The sequence below is a fragment of the Carnobacterium inhibens subsp. inhibens DSM 13024 genome, assembly GCF_000746825.1.
Taxonomy (GTDB): domain Bacteria; phylum Bacillota; class Bacilli; order Lactobacillales; family Carnobacteriaceae; genus Carnobacterium_B; species Carnobacterium_B inhibens.
The window spans coordinates 1144640-1167217 of sequence record NZ_JQIV01000006.1; the positions used below are offsets into that span (position 1 = coordinate 1144640).

The window sequence follows — 22578 nt, forward strand, 5'->3', positions numbered from 1 at the left end:
AAAACCTATTCAGAAAGCCTTTTCTTTCAATCGTTTTCATTACACACTCGAACAAAAAAAGTACACACTATTTTAGTGTGTACTTTTAAAGATGAAATTTAACTTTATTTTCAATAATCATCTGAGCAATATAAGCTATTTCATCTTCTGGAATAGCGATCTGATATTGTTTTTCTAATGGAATCAAGGTTACTTTGATAACATCCATGGTCATTCGATTTTTCTTAGCGTATTCATCTAAATCAGAAAACTTGCGCAAGATTGTTCCGGTTTTCAGTCCTTCTATCAAAAATGCAATATGCAACATCATTCCTGTTTCAACACCTGCTGGAATCATAATATTCAACTCATTCTTTAACTGTTGCATCAATTTTTGTAAGAAATGCATCAATTGTTGAACCGATCCTACTTTTTCTAATGTTCCCGTTAAAGATTGGATCATTTCATTGATTGGAAGCTCTTCTTCAACTTGGTTTTTTAACAATTGTAATTTTTCATCATTAAAAATATCATAGGCTGTATAAAAAGGAATATTTTGGTAGTCAAATTCTACCGTTCCTACTATTGCTTTAATGTCATACGTTTCCATTAATTGGTCAATTCGTTGATTAAACGCTTCACGATGTAAAAATTGCAACGGAATGATGCTGACATTGTCAGTGTCCAATATTGGACGAATGCGTTGCTCTAATTTTTTAGCCACTCCTTCACCGGTAAAACAAGTAACCAATATGGCTTTCTTTTTCTTTGCGTCCATTAACGTCAGTTGTTTTGTACTGCTCTTCAATACGGTTTGACAACTTTGGTAAATATCTTCTAGTGTGCGTCCAATGCTAGCCATTCTCACTGCCTCTAAAACAACTGGAGTACTCACCATCGGCAATGTCTTTATTCTTAACCCTAAATCTTCTGCCAGCATATTTCCAAATGTATTTAAAGAACCCATGTCGGTCAGTATCAATAAACCTTGTTGGTACACTTCTTTGTCTTCCATAATCGTTTGACGCACACGATTGTACATTACTTGAACTTTCATAGACAATGGCATATTAATAGCAATACCCACCGATGTTTCTAATAGTTCCTTTACCGTTTCCAACATACTGCTGGCCGTTGTTTTTCCATGCATCAAAACCATAATAGCTGTTGTTTTTTCTTGTTTTTGACTGATCTCTGTTTCTTCTTGTTTAGTTAAAAATAACGTGATAAAACCGATTTCTTCAAAAGGGATCTCAATGGAATACATTTCTTCGATCATAGCAGACAAATCAATGGCCACCTGAAATTCTTTAGGGTAATTCTTTCGAATTTCATTTAAATTAGGAAAGTCGATTAGTTGGTTCTCTTCAATCCGTTCCAATGCACTTTGTAAATGCAAAGCAAACGCAAACTCAATTTTAGTTGAATAAGAACGATCAAGTCGCTTTTTCGCCACTTCATACATTTGTTTAACGAGTTCTTTTAAAATTGGATCAATCATATGATGACGTATATCTGATGTTGCTGATAAGTTTTTTACATATTCATTAAAATACGTCTTTTGTTCTTTATGACCTTGACCTTCCATTTGATAGTTTCCCAACACATTCTTATTCGTTTTTTTCACAAGATTCTTTGCAGTTGTGGAATCCATAGCTGTTTCAACTTGCTGCTCAGTTCCTTCATTTAAAGGTTGATACGTAAATTCTGCTTTATCTTGTTGTATCAATCGTTCCATAGGTTTGGGCATCTCTTTTATGGACAGCAATCCTTTTTGAACTTGAAGTGGCAGATCTTTTTGGTCTATTTTTAAAACTAAACTTTTTTTTGTTCTAAAATTCAAAAAGGCTTTAGCACAAACAAGTTTTAAATCTCTTTGAAATTGTCCAATATTGCCTTCTGGTTGGTACAACATAAAAGCTAGTAAGACTTCTCTTTCAATCGTTATCTTTTGGTTGAGACGTTGAGATTCTTGTTTTAAAAAACTATCGATCAATTCATACCGCTCTTCAATGGTCCGTTCAGCTAACTCAGGTAGCGTGATTGCCATCGGTATCCTACGAGTAAAGGTTGACAACAAAACATCTGATTTTTCTGTTGTTGCTCCAATGATCAATACATTTGCATGATACGTTTCATTGCTTTCACCTAGTGGACGATAAATGCCTTTATCAATAAATGTAAATAACATCTCTTGACCTTCAGGCGGTAATCGATGAATTTCATCTAGAAATAAAATGCCATTATTTGCTTGGTGAAGCAATCCTGTTCGGTCTTGAGTAGCACCAGTATAAGAACCTTTTTTCACACCAAAAATGTGCCCAAATAGTAATTGTGGGTTTTGAGCATAATCAGCACAATTATAAGTAATAAAAGGAGCATCTGTAGATAATGCATTTGATTCCACAGCATATTGATACATACATTCTGCAAATAATGATTTCCCAGTACCCGTTTGTCCAAAAATAATCGTATGCAACCCATTAGGGGGATATAAAATAGCCGCTTTTGCTTGCTGCACCATTTCTTTTAAAGAGGCTTCATAACCAATCAGACGAGAAAAAGCTATTTGATCCATTTTTTCTTTTTGATGTACTTCGTTTAGTGGAAATGCTTGATACAAAACTGGACGACCTGGTATCTTATTAATTTGGTTTTCTTTATACAATTCATTTAAGTAACGACTGATATTTGCCCGATCTAAAGATAATGCCAGTGCAATATCTTTGGCTGTGACAGCTTTATTTAATTCATTTAAGTAATCTAGCACTACTTTTTTACGATTGTTTGTCACTTTGCCTCCCCCTTACTTTGATTAATGTTTTCTTTTAAAATTTTTGGTTCATATCTATAAACGTAAAGCTACGGGTATCATAGCGATGACGACTTCGTGAATGCTCAAAAGGACGTCCATCTTTTAAATAAACAATTTGTTCAACTTCTAATACGGGGTCATGGACACCGCAATTTAAATATTCTTGATCATACTTAGAAGATTTATCAGCCCTAATTTTACGATAAGCTCCACTAAATTTTATATTTAATTCATCATGAATATATTTATAAATAGAACCTTTAATGATATCTTCTGTTAATCCTATTGCCAAATCGGTTGGCATGTAAGTATGCTCTAAAACATACGCTTTATCATCAAGTATTCTTAATCTAATTAGGTTATAGACCGGCATATTTTTTTCAATCATCAAATGCTCCATAATCTCTTCGTTTGGAAATTCAACTGTAAATTTAATGATCTTACTTTCTAACTTATGGCCTTGCATTTGTTTAGTTAGTCCATCGTATTCATTAACTGCAGCATTTTCTTCATTTAATGGAGAGTTTTTCATAACAAAAGTACCAGAACCACGCTGCCGGTAAATCAATCCTTCCATTGCCAAGATATCTAACGCTTTTTTTATAGTCATTCTGCTAACACTAAATTCTTCTGATAATGTCACTTGATCGGGAATAAGAGATTCCACTTTATAAATTCCATTTGTAATGCGATTCCTTATTTCATTTGCTATCGCTTCATACTTTACCATTTTGGCACCTCCTTGTTATTACACTCACGATCATCATAGCCTAATTAAAAAAATAAGACTAGCCTTTTAATATAAAAAAACTCATTTTCAATTATATTTTCTAACAAAAAGGAACTTACCCCGAAGAGGCAAGTTCCTTTTTTAATCACTATTTCTTTTAAGCGTAAACTTAATCAGCCATAGAAACAGCATTTAGATTTACTTTATCTACTAATTTAAGGAATGGGAACCAAATCAATCCGATAATGGCCATATCAATTACTTGAAGTAATCCACCCATTAATGAGTTGGTAGCCATGAATCCATTAATAATAACAGGTATTGTCCAAGGAACTGTAACCCCTGTTGGGATCGGGAATATTCCTGCAGCCATAACCGCATAATTGAATGCTGTTGTTACTAAAGGAGCAATTAACCAAGGAATAAAGATTGAAGCATTTAATACTAAAGGCATACCGAAAATCAATGGTTCATTTACGTTAAAGATTGCAGGTCCTAAAGCTAAGCGACCAATATCTTTATTTTGTCTGCTTTTCATAACAAATGCAAGGAGTAATACAACAACTAAAGTGCTTCCTGATCCACCCATACCAACAGTGTAAATTTCCATAAATGGTTTAGTTACGATATGTGGTAAAGCATCGCCGGCTTTGAAAGCATCAAGGTTTTCTAAAGCTAAAGTGTTCCAGATTGGGTCCATTACTGAGTTAACAATAATTTGTCCATGTAATCCAAAGAACCATAAGAATTGAACGAAGAACACGGCAATCAGTGTAGCAGGTAATCCACTACCAAGAGCTGTTAATGGTTGTTGGATTGCTGTATAGACAACATCATGCAAGTTTGTATCAAAGAAACCAGAAACTGCTGCATTTAGTAATAAGAAAGTTGCTAATGTAATAATAGCAGGTAATAAGGCTGCAAATGAATTTGCAACTGCTGGTGGAACACCATCAGGCATTTTGATAACAATTCCTTTTTTAACGATACGTGTGTATATCTCAGCTGCAATAAATGCTGCGATCATACCGATGAACATACCTTTTGCACCTAAACGATCTAATGATAACACGCCTGTTACTGCTTCTCCAGATTCAGTTACCATTGAGAAAGGTGTTAAAATTAAGTACGAAGCTAATGATACAGCCCCACCAAAGACGCCTTCAACATCATAGGATTTGCTTAAATAATAACCAATACCGAACGTTACAAAAATGGTCATGATCGACATTGTCGCATTTTGCCCATTTCCAAATAAATTTCCTAAGTTACCTTTTAATGTATCGCTGAAAAATGGCAAGTTATTTAATACAACTACAATTGATCCAAACATGGTAATTGGAAAAGCAAGCATAAATGCATCACGTAAAACTTTAAGATAACGATTTTCGCCAAGTTTCCCGGCAATAGGAAGTAATTTCTCCCCTAATTTATCAATAAATCCATTCACGGGTATTCCTCTTTTCTATTCTTATTTTCTAAGTAAAGTTAAATAGGTAAGAATTTGTAAAGCAACTAAAAATAGGCCTCTTTTTAGTTTTCATCAATTATTTGAAATCGATTACATATGAATAATAGCATGTACATTTTTATATGTCTAGTCTTTTATTTAAAAAAACTGAACTTATTTAAAAAATATTGGATTTTCCATTTGGAAAATCCAATACTGAATTACTTTTTAGTTAAACCCGTTAGCGTCAGATACTTCTTTGAACCAACGACCACTTTTCTTAACTGTTCTTTTTCCTTCATTGTTGATGTCTACTGCAATAAAACCATAACGGTTTTTATAAGCATTTGTCCATGACCAGTTATCCATACATGTCCACATATGGTACCCTTGTACATTGCTGCCTTCTTGAATGGCTTGATGCATATAAGTTAAATGATCTTTTACAAATTCGATACGGTAATCATCTTCTATACTTCCATCAGGATTAATATAGGCTTCTTCACCTTCTACACCCATTCCATTTTCAGAAATGTAGCAACGAATATTGCCATAGTTTTCTCTAAGGTTTGTTAAAATATCATAAACGCCTTTTTCGTAAATTTCCCATCCACGGTAAGGATTCATTTTACGGTCAGGTTTGATATAATTGTCAAAATAATCATCTGGCATAGGACCATCAGCTAATTTTTCTGATGATTCTTTCGCTTTGATACGACGAGGTTGGTAGTAATTAACTCCCAACAAATCGACAGTATTATTTTTTATAATTTCTAAATCGTCATCTTCAATAGTAGGCAAATGATCGATTTCTTTCAATAACTCAACTAAATCTGTTGGAAATTCACCTTTAACTGAAGGGTCTAGGAATGAGCGGTTAAAGAATGCATCGGCAAGTTGTGCTGCTTTTACATCTTCAGGATTTGTTTCGTCTCTTGGGTAGCTTGGAGTTAAGTTTAAAATAATTCCAATTTCTCCATCTAAATCCATTTCATGGTAAACTTTTATCGCTTTAGCACTTGAAAGAACTTCATGGTAAGCAACTTGAACAGCTTTTTTCATATTCACTTCATTTGGATAATGGAATTGATATAAGTATCCACCTTCAACTGGTACAATAGGTTCATTATGTGTAAACCATTTCTTAATGCGGTCGCCAAATAATTCAAAACATGTTTGAGCAAATACTACATAAGCATCTACTGTTTCACGATTTAACCAACCGCCTTTTTCTTGTAATTTCATAGGCATATCAAAGTGGTATAAGTTAATAAATGGTTCAATATCATTTGCAAGCAATTCATTGATCACATCATTATAAAACTCAACAGCTTTTTGATTCACTTCTCCTGTACCATTAGGAATCAAACGACTCCATTGAATAGAAGTTCTAAATGTTGTGTGACCTGTTTCTTTCATTAGTTGGATATCTTCTTTATATTTTTCATAGAAGTAAGAAGTTTTTTCTGGTCCTACTCCATTAAAGAATTTTTCTGGTTCTTCACGGTACCAATGATCCCAAATGTTATCCCCTTTGTTATCGCCTTCAAAAACGCCTTCTGTTTGCGGGCCGCTAGCTGCAGATCCCCACCAGAATCCTTCTGGAAATTCATATTTCATCCTACTAAACACTCCTTTTTTTAACTTAACCTCTAGACTAAAAGTCTAGTCATTTGTATAAAACAATTATACATTTATAAAGAACAGATTACAAGATGTTAGCGCTATATTTTTAATTAAACAGGAATCCAATCATTTATGAGCGTTTTTCCTTTTATATTTTACTCAAGATTGATTGTACTCGGCGTTCTTCTTTCAAATACATATACCTTATCAAAACCTGCTTCTTTTGCCATTTTTATTGCTATTTCTTGATTAGATCCTACTGTTTCTGAGCGATGCGAATCAGAACCAATCGTTAAAATTTTTCCACCCAATGAATGATACAATCGCAAAACATCCATTGATGGAAAAGTTTCTTTTAATCCTTTTTTTGACAATCCTGATGTATTGATTTCAATTCCAATATCTCGTTTGATCGCTTTGCGTAAAATCTTTTCAATAATAGGTCTATAAATTGTAAAATCGTAGTTACCTACTGTTTCTACAGCATAGCGTTTAATTAAATCTAAATGTGCGATCACATCAATGTCAGCGTCGCTTACCATTGCATAAACTTCTTCAAAATAATTTTGGTGAATTTCTTCCTTCGTTTTATTTGCCATAAACGTTCGTAATTTTTCTTCTTTGATGTTATGAACAGACCCTAGGATAAAATCTATTTCCAAATTTGCTAAAGCTTCTTTATAGTCTTCTTTCATCAAATGCGGCTCGCATAGTTCAATTCCAGCTTTAATCACTAGTTGATTTTTGACTAATTCACGGCACTTGTTAATCTGAGAAAAATAACGGTCAAATTCCATGTGACCATAAGTAGGAACTTTAGGGTTAACAGAAAAGTGCTCCGTAAAACAAACTTCATTCACCCCTCTTCTTATCGCTTGTTCGCATACTTCTTTCATCTGTGCTTGAGAATCAAATGAATTATCTGTGTGATGATGATAATCAGCAAGATACATGATTCTACACTCCTTTGTCTTAATTTATCCTCCAAAATAAGGTTCTCTCTATTGAATTAGATGACTTTATTCAGTTTAATCCAGATGCAGTTTCTTTTCATCTTTTATCTAGCAAAAAAAAGATGGACACCTATGAGTGAAGTGTCCACCTTTTTTAGTCGCGTGTCTTTTATTTAGCTTTTACTTCGTTGTTTACGATCGTTTTTTAGTTAATGTTTTAGCCGCCTAATGTTACATCTTGATCTTGATACCATTGCAAAGCTGCATGTACTTGATCAATAGTATAATCTGGCCACATTTCTTCAGCGACATAAAAATCAGAATAGATTGATTGAATCGGTAAAAATCCACTTAATCTTCTTCTACCGCCCCATCGGATGATAAGATCCATTCTTGAGATATCTGAAGAGGCAATCATTTTTGTACTATCTTGCTTAGGGTCAAAATCGATTTGTTTAATACCGTAATTCAAATCCCAATTCCAGCCATAATTCACTAGAAAGTTGATTTTCATTAGTCCATTGCCAAATTTAGTTCTCTTAGTATAAGGAAGCAATTCTTTTGGAAATAATGGGGAATTTGTATTTCCGACAACCAACAAATCTGCATCTCTATCTTTCAACTTATTCACAGCATCTACACAGGCTTTTTGAAAAGCTTGTGTCTGTTCTGCTGGGCGTTTAGTATTGTCCATTGTGAAGCCATAAAATGTCATTTCTTTAATACCTAATTCTAAACAAAGATGATATAATTCCAGACCAGGTTCTATACCAAATTTATATCCTTCTTGCTTTTCAAGTCCATTTTCTTGAGCCCATCGTCTATTGCCATCTGGAATGATTCCGATGTGTTTAGGCAGACGTTTATATACGTTCATCAAATTCCCCCCTTAAATGTCCACCTTATTATTGTAACCGAATTCTATAAAAATGAATAATAAATAGCTTTTCTCAAAAAAAATTTCCCGAGATAGTCTCTCGAGAAATTTTTAAGTTGATTCATTATTTTTCTAATACAAACGAATCTAAAGAATAAAGTGTCAGTGTTTTTTCAGCAGTTTCCTTTAAATAATTAAATCTCAATAGAAAGTCATCTTCATCTACAAAATAACGTAAGGTGAAAACTTCTTCTCCTCTATTTAAAAATAATTCAATCAATGAGCTTTCAACCATTATCCTTAATTCCATCAGGTCACGTTTTAAAAAGACACTTCGTTCTTCTTTACCCCTTGTTTTCCAATTGGTCCGTATTAAGGTTAATTTTTTACTATTAGCTTGATAATTTATTTCCACTTCATTTCTTACTGTTAAAACAAAATCTGTTGCAGCTTTACTCCATTCAATCAAGATGTCTTGTTGAAGGGAAGTCATTTTAACTGCCTCATTTCCAACACTTTTGATGACTGTAGAATTTTCTTTTCTTAAGTTCGCCAGTTCAGCAATTGGGTACTGAATGAGCTTTCCATTCTCATAACGTATTTCTCTAGGTATAGTCAAAGCATGTATCCAACCTTGCTGCCTAGTTGGAACAGCCGCTTCAACTTCAGGTTCCATAACTCCAACCCAGCCATATAAAATCGTACGACCAGCATCATCTACAAAAGTTTGCGGAGCATAAAATTCAAATCCACGATCCAATTCTTCAAATGGTTGATTATCCTTTACAAAGGTACCATTCTCTAAAAATTCTCCTGTAAAATAGCCGCTTTGATAAATGTTGTTGTATTTTTCTCCTTCAGCTTCTAAACCTTGAGGCGAAAACACAAAGATATCTCTGTCAGCAAATTTTAGAAGATCCGGACATTCCCACATAAACCCTAAAGAAATAGATTCTTCTAACATAGACCCTACTAAGGTCCAATCAACTAAATTAGCTGATTGATAGATTAATGCGTCTCCTGTTAGATTTTCTTTTTGTGCACCCAGTATCATCCACCAGTTGCCCTCTTTGCCTTGCCAAACTTTAGGATCTCTAACGTGTGCTGTGTATCCTTTTATTGGATGCTCTAGAATTGGCCCCTTCTTTTCAAAATGAATGCCGTCTTCTGAAACAGCTAAGCATTGATAGCTTTTACGTTCACCGTTCTCGCTTCTAACATTTCCAGTGTAGAATAAATAAATTTCCCCCTCGAAAACAACGGCGCTTCCGGAGTAGCATCCATCTTTATCATACCAATCAACAGGCTCCAATGCTGGTTTATAAGTCTTCCAATGGATAAAATCCTTCGTTGTTATATGTCCCCAGCTTTTTGATTGGTGTGTCGTGTCTGCTTGATTCCATTGATAGAAGACATGATATACTCCTTTATAGTAAACAAGACCATTTGGATCATTTAATAATCCCTTAGGTGACCGAATATGGTAACCTAGATCGTATTGCTTCAATTTATTGGTTTGTTCCATCGTTCTAAACGTCCTTTCAGCCTTCTATTTCTTCTCTCATTTTGTCACTGTAACCAAATAGATAAGTTAATGTGAATGCCACAGCGATCGCGATAACGTTACCCAAAATATAAAGAAGAATTTGGTCATTCAAGTAAAGCAATGTTCCTGGAATAACGGTTAGAGACATACCGGTTGCTTCCAATCCAACTAAGTCTCCAAAGAAACCACCGACTCCACCACCAACTAGTCCAAAGACAAATGGCTTAACGTAACGTAAATTTACCCCGAATACAGCTGGCTCCGTTATCCCTAAGAAAGCAGATAATGTTGAAGGATAAGCTAATGCTTTTAATTTTTTAGATTTTGTTTTCATCGCTACTGCTAATGTTGCTCCACCTTGTGCTGCAACACTGGCTGTAATAATTCCGTTATACGGATTCACACCCGTGTTTGCTAATAATTGGATTTCTAAGAAATTGAAGAGGTGATGAATTCCGGTTACAACAATCAATTGATTTATTGCACCTAGGACTAAACCAGCCAAACCAAATGGCAATTCTAATATCCAAATGGTTGCATTTAGTACAACTTCTTCTAAAGAATGGAAGACCGGTCCGATAACAAATAACGATAAGATACTCATGATCAATAATGTCGCAAATGGCGTAATCAATAAATCCAATGTTTCAGGTACATATTTCCGAAGCCATCTTTCCAACTTTGCACCTACAAAACCAGCAATAAAGGCCGGCAATACTGTTCCTTGATAACCAACGACTGGAATAAACCCAAACATCGTAATAGGATCAGCTGTTCCTCCTGCTACAGCATAAGCATTTGGCAATACAGGATTAACAAGCATTAATCCTAATACAATACCAATAACAGGAGAACCACCGAATACTTTAAATGAAGACCAAGCAACTAGTGCTGGCAAGAACGCAAATGCTGTATCCGTTAACACTTCAGTGTATAATAAAAAATTAGGGCTAATATCTGCTGGTACCATTCCAAAAACGGCTAATACTTGCTCTTGAGTCAACAATCCTCGTAATCCCATAAACAATCCGGTTGCAACTAAGACAGGAACAATAGGAACAAATACATCACCAAATGTCCGAATCATACGTTGAAATACATTTCCTTGCTTCTTTGCTTCTGTTTTCATTTCACCAGTTGATCCTTCATTCACTCCTAAACCAATCACTTCTTCATAAATTTTATTTACGGTACCGGTTCCAAAAATGATTTGAAATTGTCCTGAGTTGTAAAATGCACCTTTTACTTTTTCAATGCCTTCTACTTCATTTTTATCGATTTTACTTTCATCCTCTACCATAATACGTAATCGAGTGGCACAATGAGCTACCGAACGAATATTTTTTTCTCCTCCAACGGCTGCAATGACTTCTTTTGCAATTTCTTTATTATTCGACATAACTTTCTCCTCCTTCAGTTTTTGGAACCGGTTTCTATTTTTATTCTAACTTATTTTTTTTACTCTGTCTACTCAAACCATATTATTTTTTTTACGTATTTTTATTTATATACGTAAAATAAAACATATGGCAGTTATACCTACCATATAGGGTTGATTGCGTTGATGAAAACCGTACATAAAAGCATTATACGTACCATTTTCAAAAAAATCAAAGCATACAGTACGTATGAACACTACATCTACTGTATGGGATTAGTTGTCGTAACGAATAAAGTACATATGTACACTATAAAATAAAATAGCCGAGTAATAGCACTCTTTCGCGAGTCTTTCACTTGGCTATTTTTATTTTTTAAATTTACTGTATGTTTTGACACTGGTGAATTGATTTCATCGACAATGCATTACTAGTAAAATCAATAAAATTTATATCGAAGGGTTTTCATAAGCAATAGTTGATTCTCTTTTAACTAAAATATTAGGCAACTCTAAATTACTTATGCTATCTTCGCCTTCAATCAGTTTAATTAAATTGGTAACTGAAAGAGTACCCAATTGTTTATAGGGATACTTTACTGTTGTAATAGTTGGTGTAACGATAGAAGTAACTTCATATCCACCAAAACCCGATAATGAAAAGTCAGTCGGAATACTAAGTCCTAATGTGTGCGCAGCTTTCATAACAGCTAACGCTATATTATCTGTAGCACAAAGTACGTAGGTAGCCGATGTTGTGGCTAACACATTCATCGCTTTTTCATACGCTTTTGAAAAAGAAAAATTTGCTTCAACAATCTCAATAGTTGTATCTGAATTTTTTTTAAGAGCTTCTAAAACACCTTTTGATCTTAATTGGCCTACTGCTTGATCTTCTTCAAGAACGGTAAAATACAGAAAATCCTTATGCCCTAATTCTGTTGCGTAACTCCCCAACTTATATCCTGCCTCATACTCTTGATGGACGATCGTATTCAGTCCTTCTGCAGATTGGCCAAGCAGCAATACGGGAATGTTGACTTCTGCTATAGCTTTTCGATGAGCTGGGGTTACAACTGTAGCCAAAAGGATGATCCCATCTACTTTTTGTTTTGCCAATGTATAAATATTTTCTACTTCACGTTTAACATTTTGGTTTGTATTCGTAATAATTAATTGATATTGTTTATTCCTTAGTTCTTCATCAATACTTGCTAAAATAGTATTGGTTGCAAATGAATCCAATCTAGGAATGATGGTTCCAATCATATTTGTTTTTTTCGCTTTTAAACTTTGCGCAAACGTATTCGGTGCATAGCCAGTTTCATTCACAATTTCATCTAATTTGGCTTTGGTTTTCTTACTAACGGATCCGCCATTCAAATACCTGGAAACCGTACTTTTGGCTACTCCAGCTTTATGAGCGATATCTTTTATGGTTACCATCTTATCACCTTACGTTTCTATGATCTTTGCTTTTTTATTTCTCTTCCATAGCCATCAATAGGCAACCTGTAATACCAGCATTATCTTCAAGCTCAGGCGTGACGATGTACTCATCTAATGCTGGCGTATTGACGTAGTCAGCCATTAAATTGGCAAATTCTTTTTTGATTAAATCAAGTAGTTGCGTTTGTTTCATAACGCCTCCACCTAAGATAATCTTTTCTGGACTAAGAATCAAGGTATAGTTGACTAATGCTTGTGCTAAATAAAAAGCTTCTATTTCCCAAACTTTTTTATCATCAGCTAAGTCCATTCCTTTTTTTCCATAACGCTTTTCAATGGCTGGACCTGCAGCTACACCTTCCAAGCAATTGCCATGGTACGGGCAAACGCCTTCAAAATCATCTTCAGGGTGCATACTGACTAAAAGGTGTCCCATTTCAGGATGTCCAAATCCGCTTAATACTTTCCCGTCAACAACTGCTCCACCCCCGATACCGGTTCCAATTGTCAAGTAAAGACAGCTATTAGTTCCTTGTGCACTTCCTCTTTTAAGTTCACCATAAGCAGCAGCGTTCACATCTGTCGTCCAAGCTACTGGAATACCATATCTCTTTTTAACAGAACCTAAAAAGTCATAGTTTTTCCAAGCTGTTTTGGGGGTCGATGTTACATACCCGTATGTAGCTGATTTTTCATTAACATCAATTGGTCCGAAAGATCCAATTCCAATAGATGTTAACGTATATTGGTCAAAAAAACCAAAGACTTGTTTAAGGGTTTCTTCAGGTGTAGTAGTTGGGATACTCACTCGTTCTTTTATTTCCAATTGTTCATCACTGACTGCACATACAAATTTTGTTCCGCCTGCTTCTATTGCACCATACATCATTCTACTTCCTCCTACTGGTCTGCTTTAATTATTTTAGAAAAGGGTTTCTTAGCCCTAATATTACCACAGAATTTTTACAACTACTAGATAGCCAACTAGCTTTTTATACGGGAAAACACTAAAATAAAAAGCTCTTTAAAGAAAGATTTTCTTTAAGAACTTTTTTAGCTGTTTCTTATTTTCTTTACCCGTTTTATTATTAAACCCATCTTCACTCTGTATAGGAGTTAAAATAAACCAGATCTTTAAAAATAAAGAGCTTATGCTCATACTCCAACTTATTCATTTCTTTTAACTTTTTGATGGTATTTCCAACGGTTTCTCTTGAACAGCCACTAATATCTGCTATTTCATTGATCGTAATAGGGTAAGGAATATTAACCATCGTTGGATTAGTATAATCCCCTAACTCTTTCATTAAATAATTTAAAGCTTTGATGATCCGATTTGTAGCACTTGAAACGACCATATACTGCACTCTGGTTTCGTGGTTTTCAAGAATTTTAGACAGCTTATGATAAAAGTACATCATTTGTTTAGGATTCTCTGCAATTAGACTTTCAAAGAGACCTGTAGGCATATAGTAAAGTTCAATATTGGTCACTGCATACGCAGAATAATGATAAGCATCATCTGAAAACAGACCACCATAAGGAAATAACGTTTCTTTTTTAACATAATCTGTATACGTATAAGACGCACTTTCATCATATCTTTCAAGTCTGACCAATCCATTTAACAAATAAAATACTTTGTCTCGGATGTCTCCTTCATCAAACAAAACTTGTCCTTTTTTGTATTTACGTAAATACATATTTTTTCGGAGATGATTAAATTCTGAATCAGTAAATTCTGAAAAGACTGGTCTGTAACGAAGCTCATATAAATTCGTCATCTTTTTTTGAATAATGGTCATCAAAAACACTCCTTCATTTACGTACACTATATCATCCCACAAGATAATTTCTTCACAAGATCAGTTTAACACAAAAGCAAGAAAAAACCTCTTTTAAAAAGGCTTTTCTTGCTTTTTATGGGCATTTTTTAATAGCGCTTACACTACTTTGTAATGATTGTTCCAGCTCCTTCTGTTAATACTTGCTCTATATTTTCTAAGGATGTAATAATAGCTTTTCCTTTTTTCGCATTTTCAACAAATGCAATTGCTGCTTCTACTTTTGGCAGCATGCTTCCGGCAGCAAATTGATTCTCAGTAATATAGGTTTTCATTTCTTCAACCGATACTTGATTTAATTGTTTTTGATTTGGTTTATTAAAATTGACATACACATTATTTACACCCGTCAGAATAATCAGTAAATCTGCTTGAATCAATTCAGCCAACTTCTGAGATGCAAAATCTTTATCAATGACTGCTTCTATCCCTTTTAATTCCTTCCCCCTTTTCACAACAGGAATACCACCTCCGCCAACGGTAATAGGAATGATTCCATTTTCGACCAATTGATTGATGACTTTGTGTTCTTTAATACTGATTGGCTTTGGAGAGGGAACAACTTTACGCCAACCTCTTCCTGCATCTTCTTTAAAAACGGCTTTTGTTCGTTCCATTTCAATTTCAGCTTCTGCTCCAGATAAAAACGGACCGATGGGTTTGCTTGGATTTCTAAAAGCAGGATCAGTTTCATCTACGATTACTTGAGTAATCAGCGAGACAACTGATTTATCTAAATTTCTTTTTTCTAAAGCACGTGTAAGAGCATTTTGCATCCAATACCCAATACTTCCTTGAGTCATTGCGACACAGGTATCTAATGGCATTGCTGGATTCTTAGGGCTATTTATGGCAATTTGTTGTAACAATAGATTGCCAACTTGAGGGCCGTTTCCATGGGAGATAACCAGATCATCTCCATTTTCAATAAATTTAACCAAATATTCCGCTGTTTTTTCAAGAGCTTGTTGTTGAGCTTGCGCACTTGCATCATTTGATAATATTGCATTTCCGCCTAACGCTACGACAATTTTCCTTTTCCCCATGTTTTTCACCTTCCTCTACATATTACTAATATCGATTGAACCGTTGATTATTTGAACGATAGCGAGTAAAAAGAGTGCCACAACGACTGCTGCTGCAATCCATTCACTTTTAGTAAAGAGCTTTTCTTTATTTTCTTTTTGTACCCAAGCGTAAATAATAATTCCTGGTGCATACAACAACATGGTTAACAACAAGTAGTCTACTCCACCTGCATAAATTAACCAGATAGCATACACACTAGCTACTACCCCAATAATAATATTTTGATTACGGCGTTTAGTTCCATTCGATTCCAATAAAGACAATTTCAACTGGTAAAATGCTGTAAACGCATATGGAATCAAGATTGCTGATGATGCTAATGAAAAAGCAAAATTGTACGCACGTGAACTGATCAAGAATGTGAATAAGAACAGTTGGATCAATACGTTTGTAAATAGTAATGAATTGACTGGAGCACCATTCTTATTTTCTTTAACAAAAAATTTTGGGAATGCCCCTTGTTTCGCAGCTTGATAAGGCAGTTCAGCTGCAAACATTGTCCATGCCAACCAAGCACCTGAAACAGATATGATAACCCCTATATTGATCAGTATTGCACCCCACTTACCAACTACACTTTCTAATAAATAAGCCATTGCAGGTTGAGGCAATTCTGCTAGTTCTGGTCTTGTTAAGACAGCCATAGATAGAATCGTTGTCAACAAATAGATTGCAATAACAGTTACTAATCCAATAATCGTTGCTTTTCCGACATCTGATTTTACTTTGGCACGTCCAGAGAACACTACCGCACCTTCAATACCAATAAATACCCAAACCGTTACTAACATCGTTCCTTGAACTTGATCCATTACTTCTTTAAATGTGAAGTTCCCTGAGATGGTTCCCCAAAAATCAGCAGTAAATACATCTAATTTAAAGGCTACAAACATGGCTACAAAAAAGATTGCCAAAGGAATCAATTTAGCAGCAGTAACAATCGCATTGATAAATGAAGCTGTTTCGACTCCCTTTAATATAAGTGCGTGAACCAACCAAAGCATAATGGATGCCCCGATGACAGAAGCAAGATTCTGTCCGTCTTCAAAGATTGGGAAAAAGTATCCAATCGAGCTGAAGAGTAATGTTCCGTAAGCAACATTCCCTAAGAAAGCAGATAACCAATAGCCCCAAGCAGAATTGAATCCCATGTATTTTCCAAAACCTTCTTTTGCATAACTATAAATACCGGCATCCAAATCAGGGCGTTTAGCAGATAAATTTTGAAAACAAAATGCTAAAAATCCCATTCCAATACCGGCAATGATCCAACCGATGATTACAGGACCCACTGAAGCTTCAACTGCCATATCTGACATTAAGTTAAAAATTCCGCCACCAATAATGGACCCGACAACTAGAGCAATTAAAGGAATTAAGCCTACTTTTTTTTCTTCCACTGTTCTTCCTCCTTCATTTTAATAATGAACGGTATAGCTGAAATGAAAAGGTTTCATACTTTGATTCCTATGAACAAAAGTATGAGAAATGAAATTCCTCATACTTTATTGTTCATACTGCATATCACTAAACTTTAGGAATAAATAAGTTTCCTAATGTTGCAGCCATAATGGCTTTGATAGAATGCATTCGGTTTTCAGCTTGATCAAATTGTCGTGCGTGTTTGCTTCTAAAAGCTTCATCTGTAATTTCCATAGCATCAATATGATACTTTTCTTTTACATCATGCCCATAGTCGGTCTTTGTATCATGGAAAGCTGGCAGACAATGCAGAATGATCATGTCTTCTTTACCTGTTGCACGAACCATATCCATATTTAATTGATAAGGAGTCAACAATTCGATTCGTTCAGCAAATTTATCTTCTTCTCCCATTGATACCCAAACATCTGTATATAATACGTCTGCTCCTTTAACGCCTTCTGCCACATCTTTTGTGATCCTAATTTTGCTGCCAGATTGATCTGCAAAGGATTGAGCCATATCGATTAAGTCTTTTTCTGGGAACAGTGATTCAGGAGATACAATATGAATGTTCACACCTAAAATCGCTCCAGTAATCAGTAAGCTGTTTGCTACATTGTTGCGGCCATCTCCGACGTAAGCTAAGGTAAGTCCTTCAAGATGTCCAAAGTTTTCTTTAACCGTTAAAAAGTCAGCTATCATTTGTGTCGGATGCCATTCATCAGTCAATCCATTCCAGACAGGAACGCCTGAAAATTCAGCTAATTGTTCCACTGTATTTTGTTTGAACCCGCGGAATTCAATCCCATCAAACATGCTTCCTAAAACGCGAGCAGTATCTTCAACGGATTCTTTCTTTCCTAATTGAATATCATTTTTTCCAAGGTATTCTGGATGCGCACCTAAATCGATGGCTGCAGTAGTGAACGCAGCGCGGGTACGAGTAGATGCTTTTTCAAATAACAATGCGATATTCTTTCCTTCTAAATAGTGATGGGGAATGCCTCTTTTTTTCAAATCTTTTAAGTGTGCAGATAAGTCGATTAAATACATCAATTCTTCTTTTGTAAAATCTTTTTCAGCTAATAAACTGCGTCCTTGAAATACTTGTTTTATCATTACTTATTCCTCCATATACTGTTTAGTTGTTGTAAGTTTTATCGGTTTAGCATTTAATGTTTGGGTAGATCTTCGCGAATCAGTGGCATACTCATACAACGCGGACCACCACGACCTCTAGATAATTCACTCGAAGCAATTTCGATTACTTCAACTCCATGGCTGCGTAACAGCTCGTTAGAGACATAGTTGCGGTCATAAGTGACAACTACCCCTGGAGCAATGGCCAGTGTATTTGATCCATCATTCCATTGCTCACGTGGAGCAGCAATCGCATCTCCTCCACCACATGGAATCAACGTCAATTTTGGTACATTTAAAGCTTCACGTAAAATTTCTTGCAGATCTGAGCGGTGTGTCATTTTAACTGTGCCAGCTTCTTCTCCTTTTTCCAAAATATACGTATCTACTTCACCGCCATTTTTTTGGATTCCAGGATGGATCGTAAATTTATCATAATCCACCATTGTAAATACCGTATCTAAATGCATCATGGCACGGACATTTGGAATTTTTATTGCCAGTACTTTCTCAAAATTAGAATTGCGCTCAAATAACTCTAGTGTTAACTGTTCAATTGCTTTCGCTGATGTCCGCTGCGAAATTCCAATGGCTAAAACTTTGTCATTTAAAACCAGTTCATCTCCGCCTTCAATCCGAGCTGTATGATTTCGATCACGCCATATCTCCACCTGCTGATCAGCAAATCGTGGGTGGTATTTCATAATGGCTTCGATAAAGAGAGATTCTCTGTTTCGGGCTTCAAATGCCATATGATTGATCGTCAAACCATTTCCAATAGATGCAGCTGGATCTCTAGTGAAATAAAGATTAGGCATAGGATCCATATAAAAAGGGTAAACTTCTTCACTTGAAACATCTGCTAGATGATGGCTTTCAATAGTAACGTCTTTTTTTCGAATGCCAGCCATAATACGATCTACCATTTCTTGTGTATCAAAACTTAAAAGGTATTTCTTTAACCCTTCTTTGACTCCATCTGTTTCAAGATTTGATTCATCTAACATTCGATCAACAAACTTTTCTTTACACTCTCCAGCATCAATCGCTTCTGCGGTTAATTTTTCTAAATACAATACTTCTACTCCACGATCTATTAATGCTTGAGCAAAAGCATCGTGTTCTTTTTGAATAACCGGTAAGTGAGGAATATCGTCAAATAACAAACGTTCCATGATCTCAGGTGTTAAATTTTCTACTTCTTTGCCTGGTCTTTTTAGCAATACAGTCTTCAATTTTCCAATTTCGGACATTACATGAATAGGTGTTGTCATCTTCTATCTTCCTTTCATACTGTTTCTATTGATTACATTCCTATCATACCGTTTACATTTATTTGAAGAAAGTTTAAAACCTACACACAAAATGTCGATTTCATCACATTATTCTTTTACTTTTTCATATATATTCTTTTTATAGAATATTCATTATAAAACGAATCTTTATACTGTATATGAGTTGCATTTATACATTTTTTATCAATTTATTTTTTTTAGAAAAGAGGGAAATTATGAAGAAAGAAGATCGTTTATTTGCTATAAAAAAATTAGTTCTCAATCATGATATTGCTACACAACAAGAATTAATGGATCATTTGCAAAAAGAAGATATTTATACTACCCAAGCAACACTGTCTAGAGATATAAAAGAATTAAACTTAATTAAACTAACTCACTCCAACAAAACAACAAAGTATGTTTTTTATCATGATACTTTCCGTGATAAAAGTCTTTACTATCGTTTAGAAAAATCTTTGATCAATTACGTCAAAACGGTTACTTGTGCTCAATTTTTCGTTATCCTTCTAGTTGTTCCTACTCATCCAAACATTGTGGCTTCTTTAATCGATGAGTTAAAAATACCCGAAATTGCTGGGACGATCGCCAGCTTTGATACTTGTTTGATTATCTTAAAGACCGAAACGGATGCTGGTTTATTGGCTGATTGTTTTTCTGATATTCTTAAAAACCAATCTGAAGTTACATTTGAACAAGCATTGTCGCAATTATTCTAAAAAAACAACTTATTGAGGTATTGTTTTCACTACATAAAAAAGAAACTAACCTGATAAAAGTGGTTGTTAGACCACAATTTTTCAGGTTAGTTTCTTTTAATTTATGATTTAGTTTATTTGTATTCTACAGCTTTTACTTCAACATCAATATTGTTGCGAGTAGCTTTAGAGTAAGGACAGAAAGCATGAGCTTTTTCAGCTAACTCTTGTGTTTCTTCAAGACTTTGTCCTTCAATAGCAACAGTTAACACAACAGAAAGTTTAAATCCGTTGTCTGTTGGGTCTGAATTTAATGAAACTTCAGCCGTAACTTCAGATTCAGCTTGGATTTTAGCTTGTTTAAGCATAATTTCAAGTGCTGAATTGAAACAAGCACTGTAACCTAAAGCAAATAATTGTTCCGGGTTGGTACCTTGTCCAGGTCCGCCCATTTGTTTTGGTGTAGAAACTTTTACAGAAAAAGAACCATCCGGCAAACGACTTTCTCCATTACGTCCACCTGTGTTGATTGCTGTTGTTTGGTACATTACTTTTGATTCAGTCATTTAAAATTCCTCCTAATGTTTTTGATAAATCATCTATTTTTGCCAATAAATCAAAATAATCTTTTTCATTCATATTTAACAGGTTGAGACAGGCAGAAACTTTTCTCAATAACTCATCCTTTAAATCATCAGCTTTTTGAGTTGTTGCAAGGATTACTTTTCTTTCGTCTTCCGGATGACGATTTCGAGTAATAAACCCATTTAACTCCATGCGCTTCAACATCGGTGTTAACGTTCCGCTATCCAGTCCAAGTCTCGTTCCTAATGATTGAACACTCAGATCAGATTCTTCCCACAATACAAGCAAAGCTACATATTGAGTATATGTAAGAGAATAGGGTTCTAAGACCGGGCGATAAAGCTTTGTAAACTGCTTAGATAAAGTATAAGTAGAAAAACATAACTGTTCTTCTAATAAAAAGTTGTTTCCTTCCATTCTTGTTCCTCCTAAATAGGTTGTGCACAATTAAATTGTACATCATCTATTTTTTTATTACAATCTTTTTTAGCTTATTTTTTAATTTTATTTTTATCCTTCAATAATTTTCACGAAAAAGGTTCGTTTTCTAGGTCCGTCAAATTCACAGAAATATACACTCTGCCAAGTCCCAAGAATCAATTGTCCTTTTGAAACAATGAGCGTTTCACTAGCTCCAATGACAGACGATTTCATGTGTCCATCTGAATTGCCTTCCATATGCACATATTCTTTCTTATTAGGAAACGTTTGATCTAGACCTAGGCTTAGATCTTTTTTCACATTAGGATCTGCATTTTCATTAATCGTAATGCCCGCAGTTGTATGTGGACAAAATACTAGCATAAGACCATTTTTAACTCCGCTTTTGCATAAAACTTGCTGTAGATACTCATCAATATTGACAAAAGTCTGCTTTTCTTCCGTTAAAAGTTCAAACGAATAAAGATTACTAGTCATGTCTTCAGCTCCTTTTCTTCTTCTCTTCTATCATACCGTATTTCAAAATATTCCTAAACATATAAGCTGGCAACTGGTATACTATTATTAATAGACAACTGTTTAGAAAGTCGGTGAATTTATGCGTGTTTATGTTGATGCAGATGCATGTCCAGTAAAAAATATTATTATAGAGGAAGCTTTAGCGAAAAGTATTCCAGTGACACTTGTAACAAGTATTTCTCATTTTTCTACAAAAGAACAACCTTCAGGAGTAGAAACTGTTTACGTTGATACCGGTGCTGAAGCTGCAGATTACCGTATCATTAAACTTATCAAAAAAGGTGAAATTTTGATCACACAAGATTATGGATTAGCTTCATTAGGATTAGGAAAAGGATGTCTTGTTCTTCATCATACTGGCTATAGATATACTTCTGAAAATATTGATCAATTGTTGCAATCCCGTTATTTGAGCGCCATGGTTCGAAAAAGTGGTAAACGTACAAAAGGCCCGAAGCCTTTTACTGAAGAGAATCGCAAGGAGTTTAGACAGAGATTTAAAGAAATTCTTGCTAGTAATTGATTGATATCATGCAACAAAATGTGGATGGACGAAAAGTAATTCGTCTCAAATCTTCTTTTGTGGGCACATGCTAGTATGAACGGTTGAACAACGTAATGAAAAACTAAAAAGTTGCTTACACTTTTGTTCATGGAAAAGTGAATAATCTTTTTTGCTTCACTTTTCCATGAAACCTAGGTTGACGGAAAAGTAAAGACAAAAAAACGTTCATTGCGA

At 34.8% G+C, this 22578-nt stretch carries 19 protein-coding genes and 1 pseudogene; 2 read left to right on the forward strand and 18 right to left on the reverse strand.

The features are described 5' to 3' along the window. Nucleotides 1–85: 85 nt before the first annotated feature. The 15 genes and pseudogenes from BR65_RS06585 to arcA form a co-directional block, all read right to left on the reverse strand. On the reverse strand, nt 86–2773 hold the full coding sequence (locus BR65_RS06585; protein ID WP_034537408.1) for a sigma-54-dependent transcriptional regulator: 2688 nt from the start codon (nt 2771–2773) through the stop codon (nt 86–88). A gap of 34 nt (nt 2774–2807) precedes the next feature. Continuing rightward, nucleotides 2808–3524, reverse strand: coding sequence for a GntR family transcriptional regulator (locus tag BR65_RS06590; protein WP_023178961.1), 717 nt, complete (start codon nt 3522–3524; stop codon nt 2808–2810). 169 nt (nt 3525–3693) lie between these two features. Then, the gene (celB, locus tag BR65_RS06595; protein WP_034537411.1) at nt 3694–4974 is read right to left on the reverse strand and encodes a PTS cellobiose transporter subunit IIC; all 1281 of its coding nucleotides are present in this window, start codon (nt 4972–4974) and stop codon (nt 3694–3696) included. A gap of 228 nt (nt 4975–5202) precedes the next feature. Beyond that, on the reverse strand, nt 5203–6594 hold the full coding sequence (locus BR65_RS06600) for a glycoside hydrolase family 1 protein (protein ID WP_023178964.1): 1392 nt from the start codon (nt 6592–6594) through the stop codon (nt 5203–5205). A gap of 161 nt (nt 6595–6755) precedes the next feature. Beyond that, nucleotides 6756–7553 carry a histidinol-phosphatase HisJ family protein gene (locus BR65_RS06605; RefSeq protein WP_034537414.1) on the reverse strand — a complete coding sequence of 266 codons (798 nt, stop codon included), beginning with the start codon at nt 7551–7553 and terminating at the stop codon, nt 6756–6758. A 217-nt stretch (nt 7554–7770) separates the two neighbouring features. Continuing rightward, a complete protein-coding gene (locus BR65_RS06610; RefSeq protein WP_034537416.1) occupies nt 7771–8430 on the reverse strand; it encodes an undecaprenyl diphosphate synthase family protein in 660 nt (219 codons plus the stop codon). A gap of 124 nt (nt 8431–8554) precedes the next feature. After that, on the reverse strand, nt 8555–9955 hold the full coding sequence (locus BR65_RS06615; protein WP_034537417.1) for a glycoside hydrolase family 32 protein: 1401 nt from the start codon (nt 9953–9955) through the stop codon (nt 8555–8557). Between the two features lie 40 nt (nt 9956–9995). Next, nucleotides 9996–11375 (reverse strand): annotated as a pseudogene (locus BR65_RS06620) (sucrose-specific PTS transporter subunit IIBC); the annotation flags it as partial. Between the two features lie 429 nt (nt 11376–11804). Next, on the reverse strand, nt 11805–12800 hold the full coding sequence (locus BR65_RS06625) for a LacI family DNA-binding transcriptional regulator (protein ID WP_034537420.1): 996 nt from the start codon (nt 12798–12800) through the stop codon (nt 11805–11807). 34 nt (nt 12801–12834) lie between these two features. Continuing rightward, a complete protein-coding gene (locus BR65_RS06630; protein WP_034537422.1) occupies nt 12835–13692 on the reverse strand; it encodes an ROK family protein in 858 nt (285 codons plus the stop codon). 211 nt (nt 13693–13903) lie between these two features. Next, complete coding sequence (locus tag BR65_RS06635; protein ID WP_051932679.1) at nt 13904–14608, reverse strand: Crp/Fnr family transcriptional regulator; 705 nt, start codon at nt 14606–14608, stop codon at nt 13904–13906. Between the two features lie 143 nt (nt 14609–14751). Then, nucleotides 14752–15693, reverse strand: a complete 942-nt coding sequence (gene arcC, locus BR65_RS06640) for a carbamate kinase (protein WP_034537424.1) — start codon at nt 15691–15693, stop codon at nt 14752–14754. A gap of 15 nt (nt 15694–15708) precedes the next feature. Further along, complete coding sequence (gene arcD, locus BR65_RS06645; protein WP_023178980.1) at nt 15709–17136, reverse strand: arginine-ornithine antiporter; 1428 nt, start codon at nt 17134–17136, stop codon at nt 15709–15711. A 127-nt stretch (nt 17137–17263) separates the two neighbouring features. Continuing rightward, complete coding sequence (gene argF / locus BR65_RS06650) at nt 17264–18280, reverse strand: ornithine carbamoyltransferase (RefSeq protein WP_034537426.1); 1017 nt, start codon at nt 18278–18280, stop codon at nt 17264–17266. Nucleotides 18281–18333: 53 nt separating this feature from the next. Continuing rightward, nucleotides 18334–19575, reverse strand: coding sequence for an arginine deiminase (gene arcA, locus BR65_RS06655; RefSeq protein ID WP_034537429.1), 1242 nt, complete (start codon nt 19573–19575; stop codon nt 18334–18336). A 236-nt stretch (nt 19576–19811) separates the two neighbouring features. Between arcA and BR65_RS06660 the strand changes: the two genes are divergently transcribed. After that, nucleotides 19812–20315 (forward strand): arginine repressor, encoded by a 504-nt coding sequence (locus BR65_RS06660; protein ID WP_034537432.1) that lies wholly within the window; start codon nt 19812–19814, stop codon nt 20313–20315. A gap of 113 nt (nt 20316–20428) precedes the next feature. Here BR65_RS06660 and BR65_RS06665 read toward each other — a convergent pair whose 3' ends face one another. From BR65_RS06665 to BR65_RS06675, 3 genes are all read right to left on the reverse strand, one after another. Beyond that, a complete protein-coding gene (locus BR65_RS06665; protein WP_023178988.1) occupies nt 20429–20860 on the reverse strand; it encodes an organic hydroperoxide resistance protein in 432 nt (143 codons plus the stop codon). Continuing rightward, complete coding sequence (locus tag BR65_RS06670) at nt 20853–21296, reverse strand: MarR family winged helix-turn-helix transcriptional regulator (RefSeq protein ID WP_023178989.1); 444 nt, start codon at nt 21294–21296, stop codon at nt 20853–20855. Before BR65_RS06670 ends, BR65_RS06665 begins: the two co-directional genes overlap by 8 nt. Before the next feature lie 93 nt (nt 21297–21389). Next, nucleotides 21390–21797: a secondary thiamine-phosphate synthase enzyme YjbQ gene (locus tag BR65_RS06675; protein ID WP_034537434.1), complete on the reverse strand. Its 408-nt coding sequence runs from the start codon at nt 21795–21797 to the stop codon at nt 21390–21392. Between the two features lie 121 nt (nt 21798–21918). On the opposite strand from BR65_RS06675, the gene BR65_RS06680 reads away from it, so the two are divergent. Next, nucleotides 21919–22362 (forward strand): YaiI/YqxD family protein, encoded by a 444-nt coding sequence (locus BR65_RS06680; RefSeq protein ID WP_023178993.1) that lies wholly within the window; start codon nt 21919–21921, stop codon nt 22360–22362. Nucleotides 22363–22578: the final 216 nt, after the last annotated feature.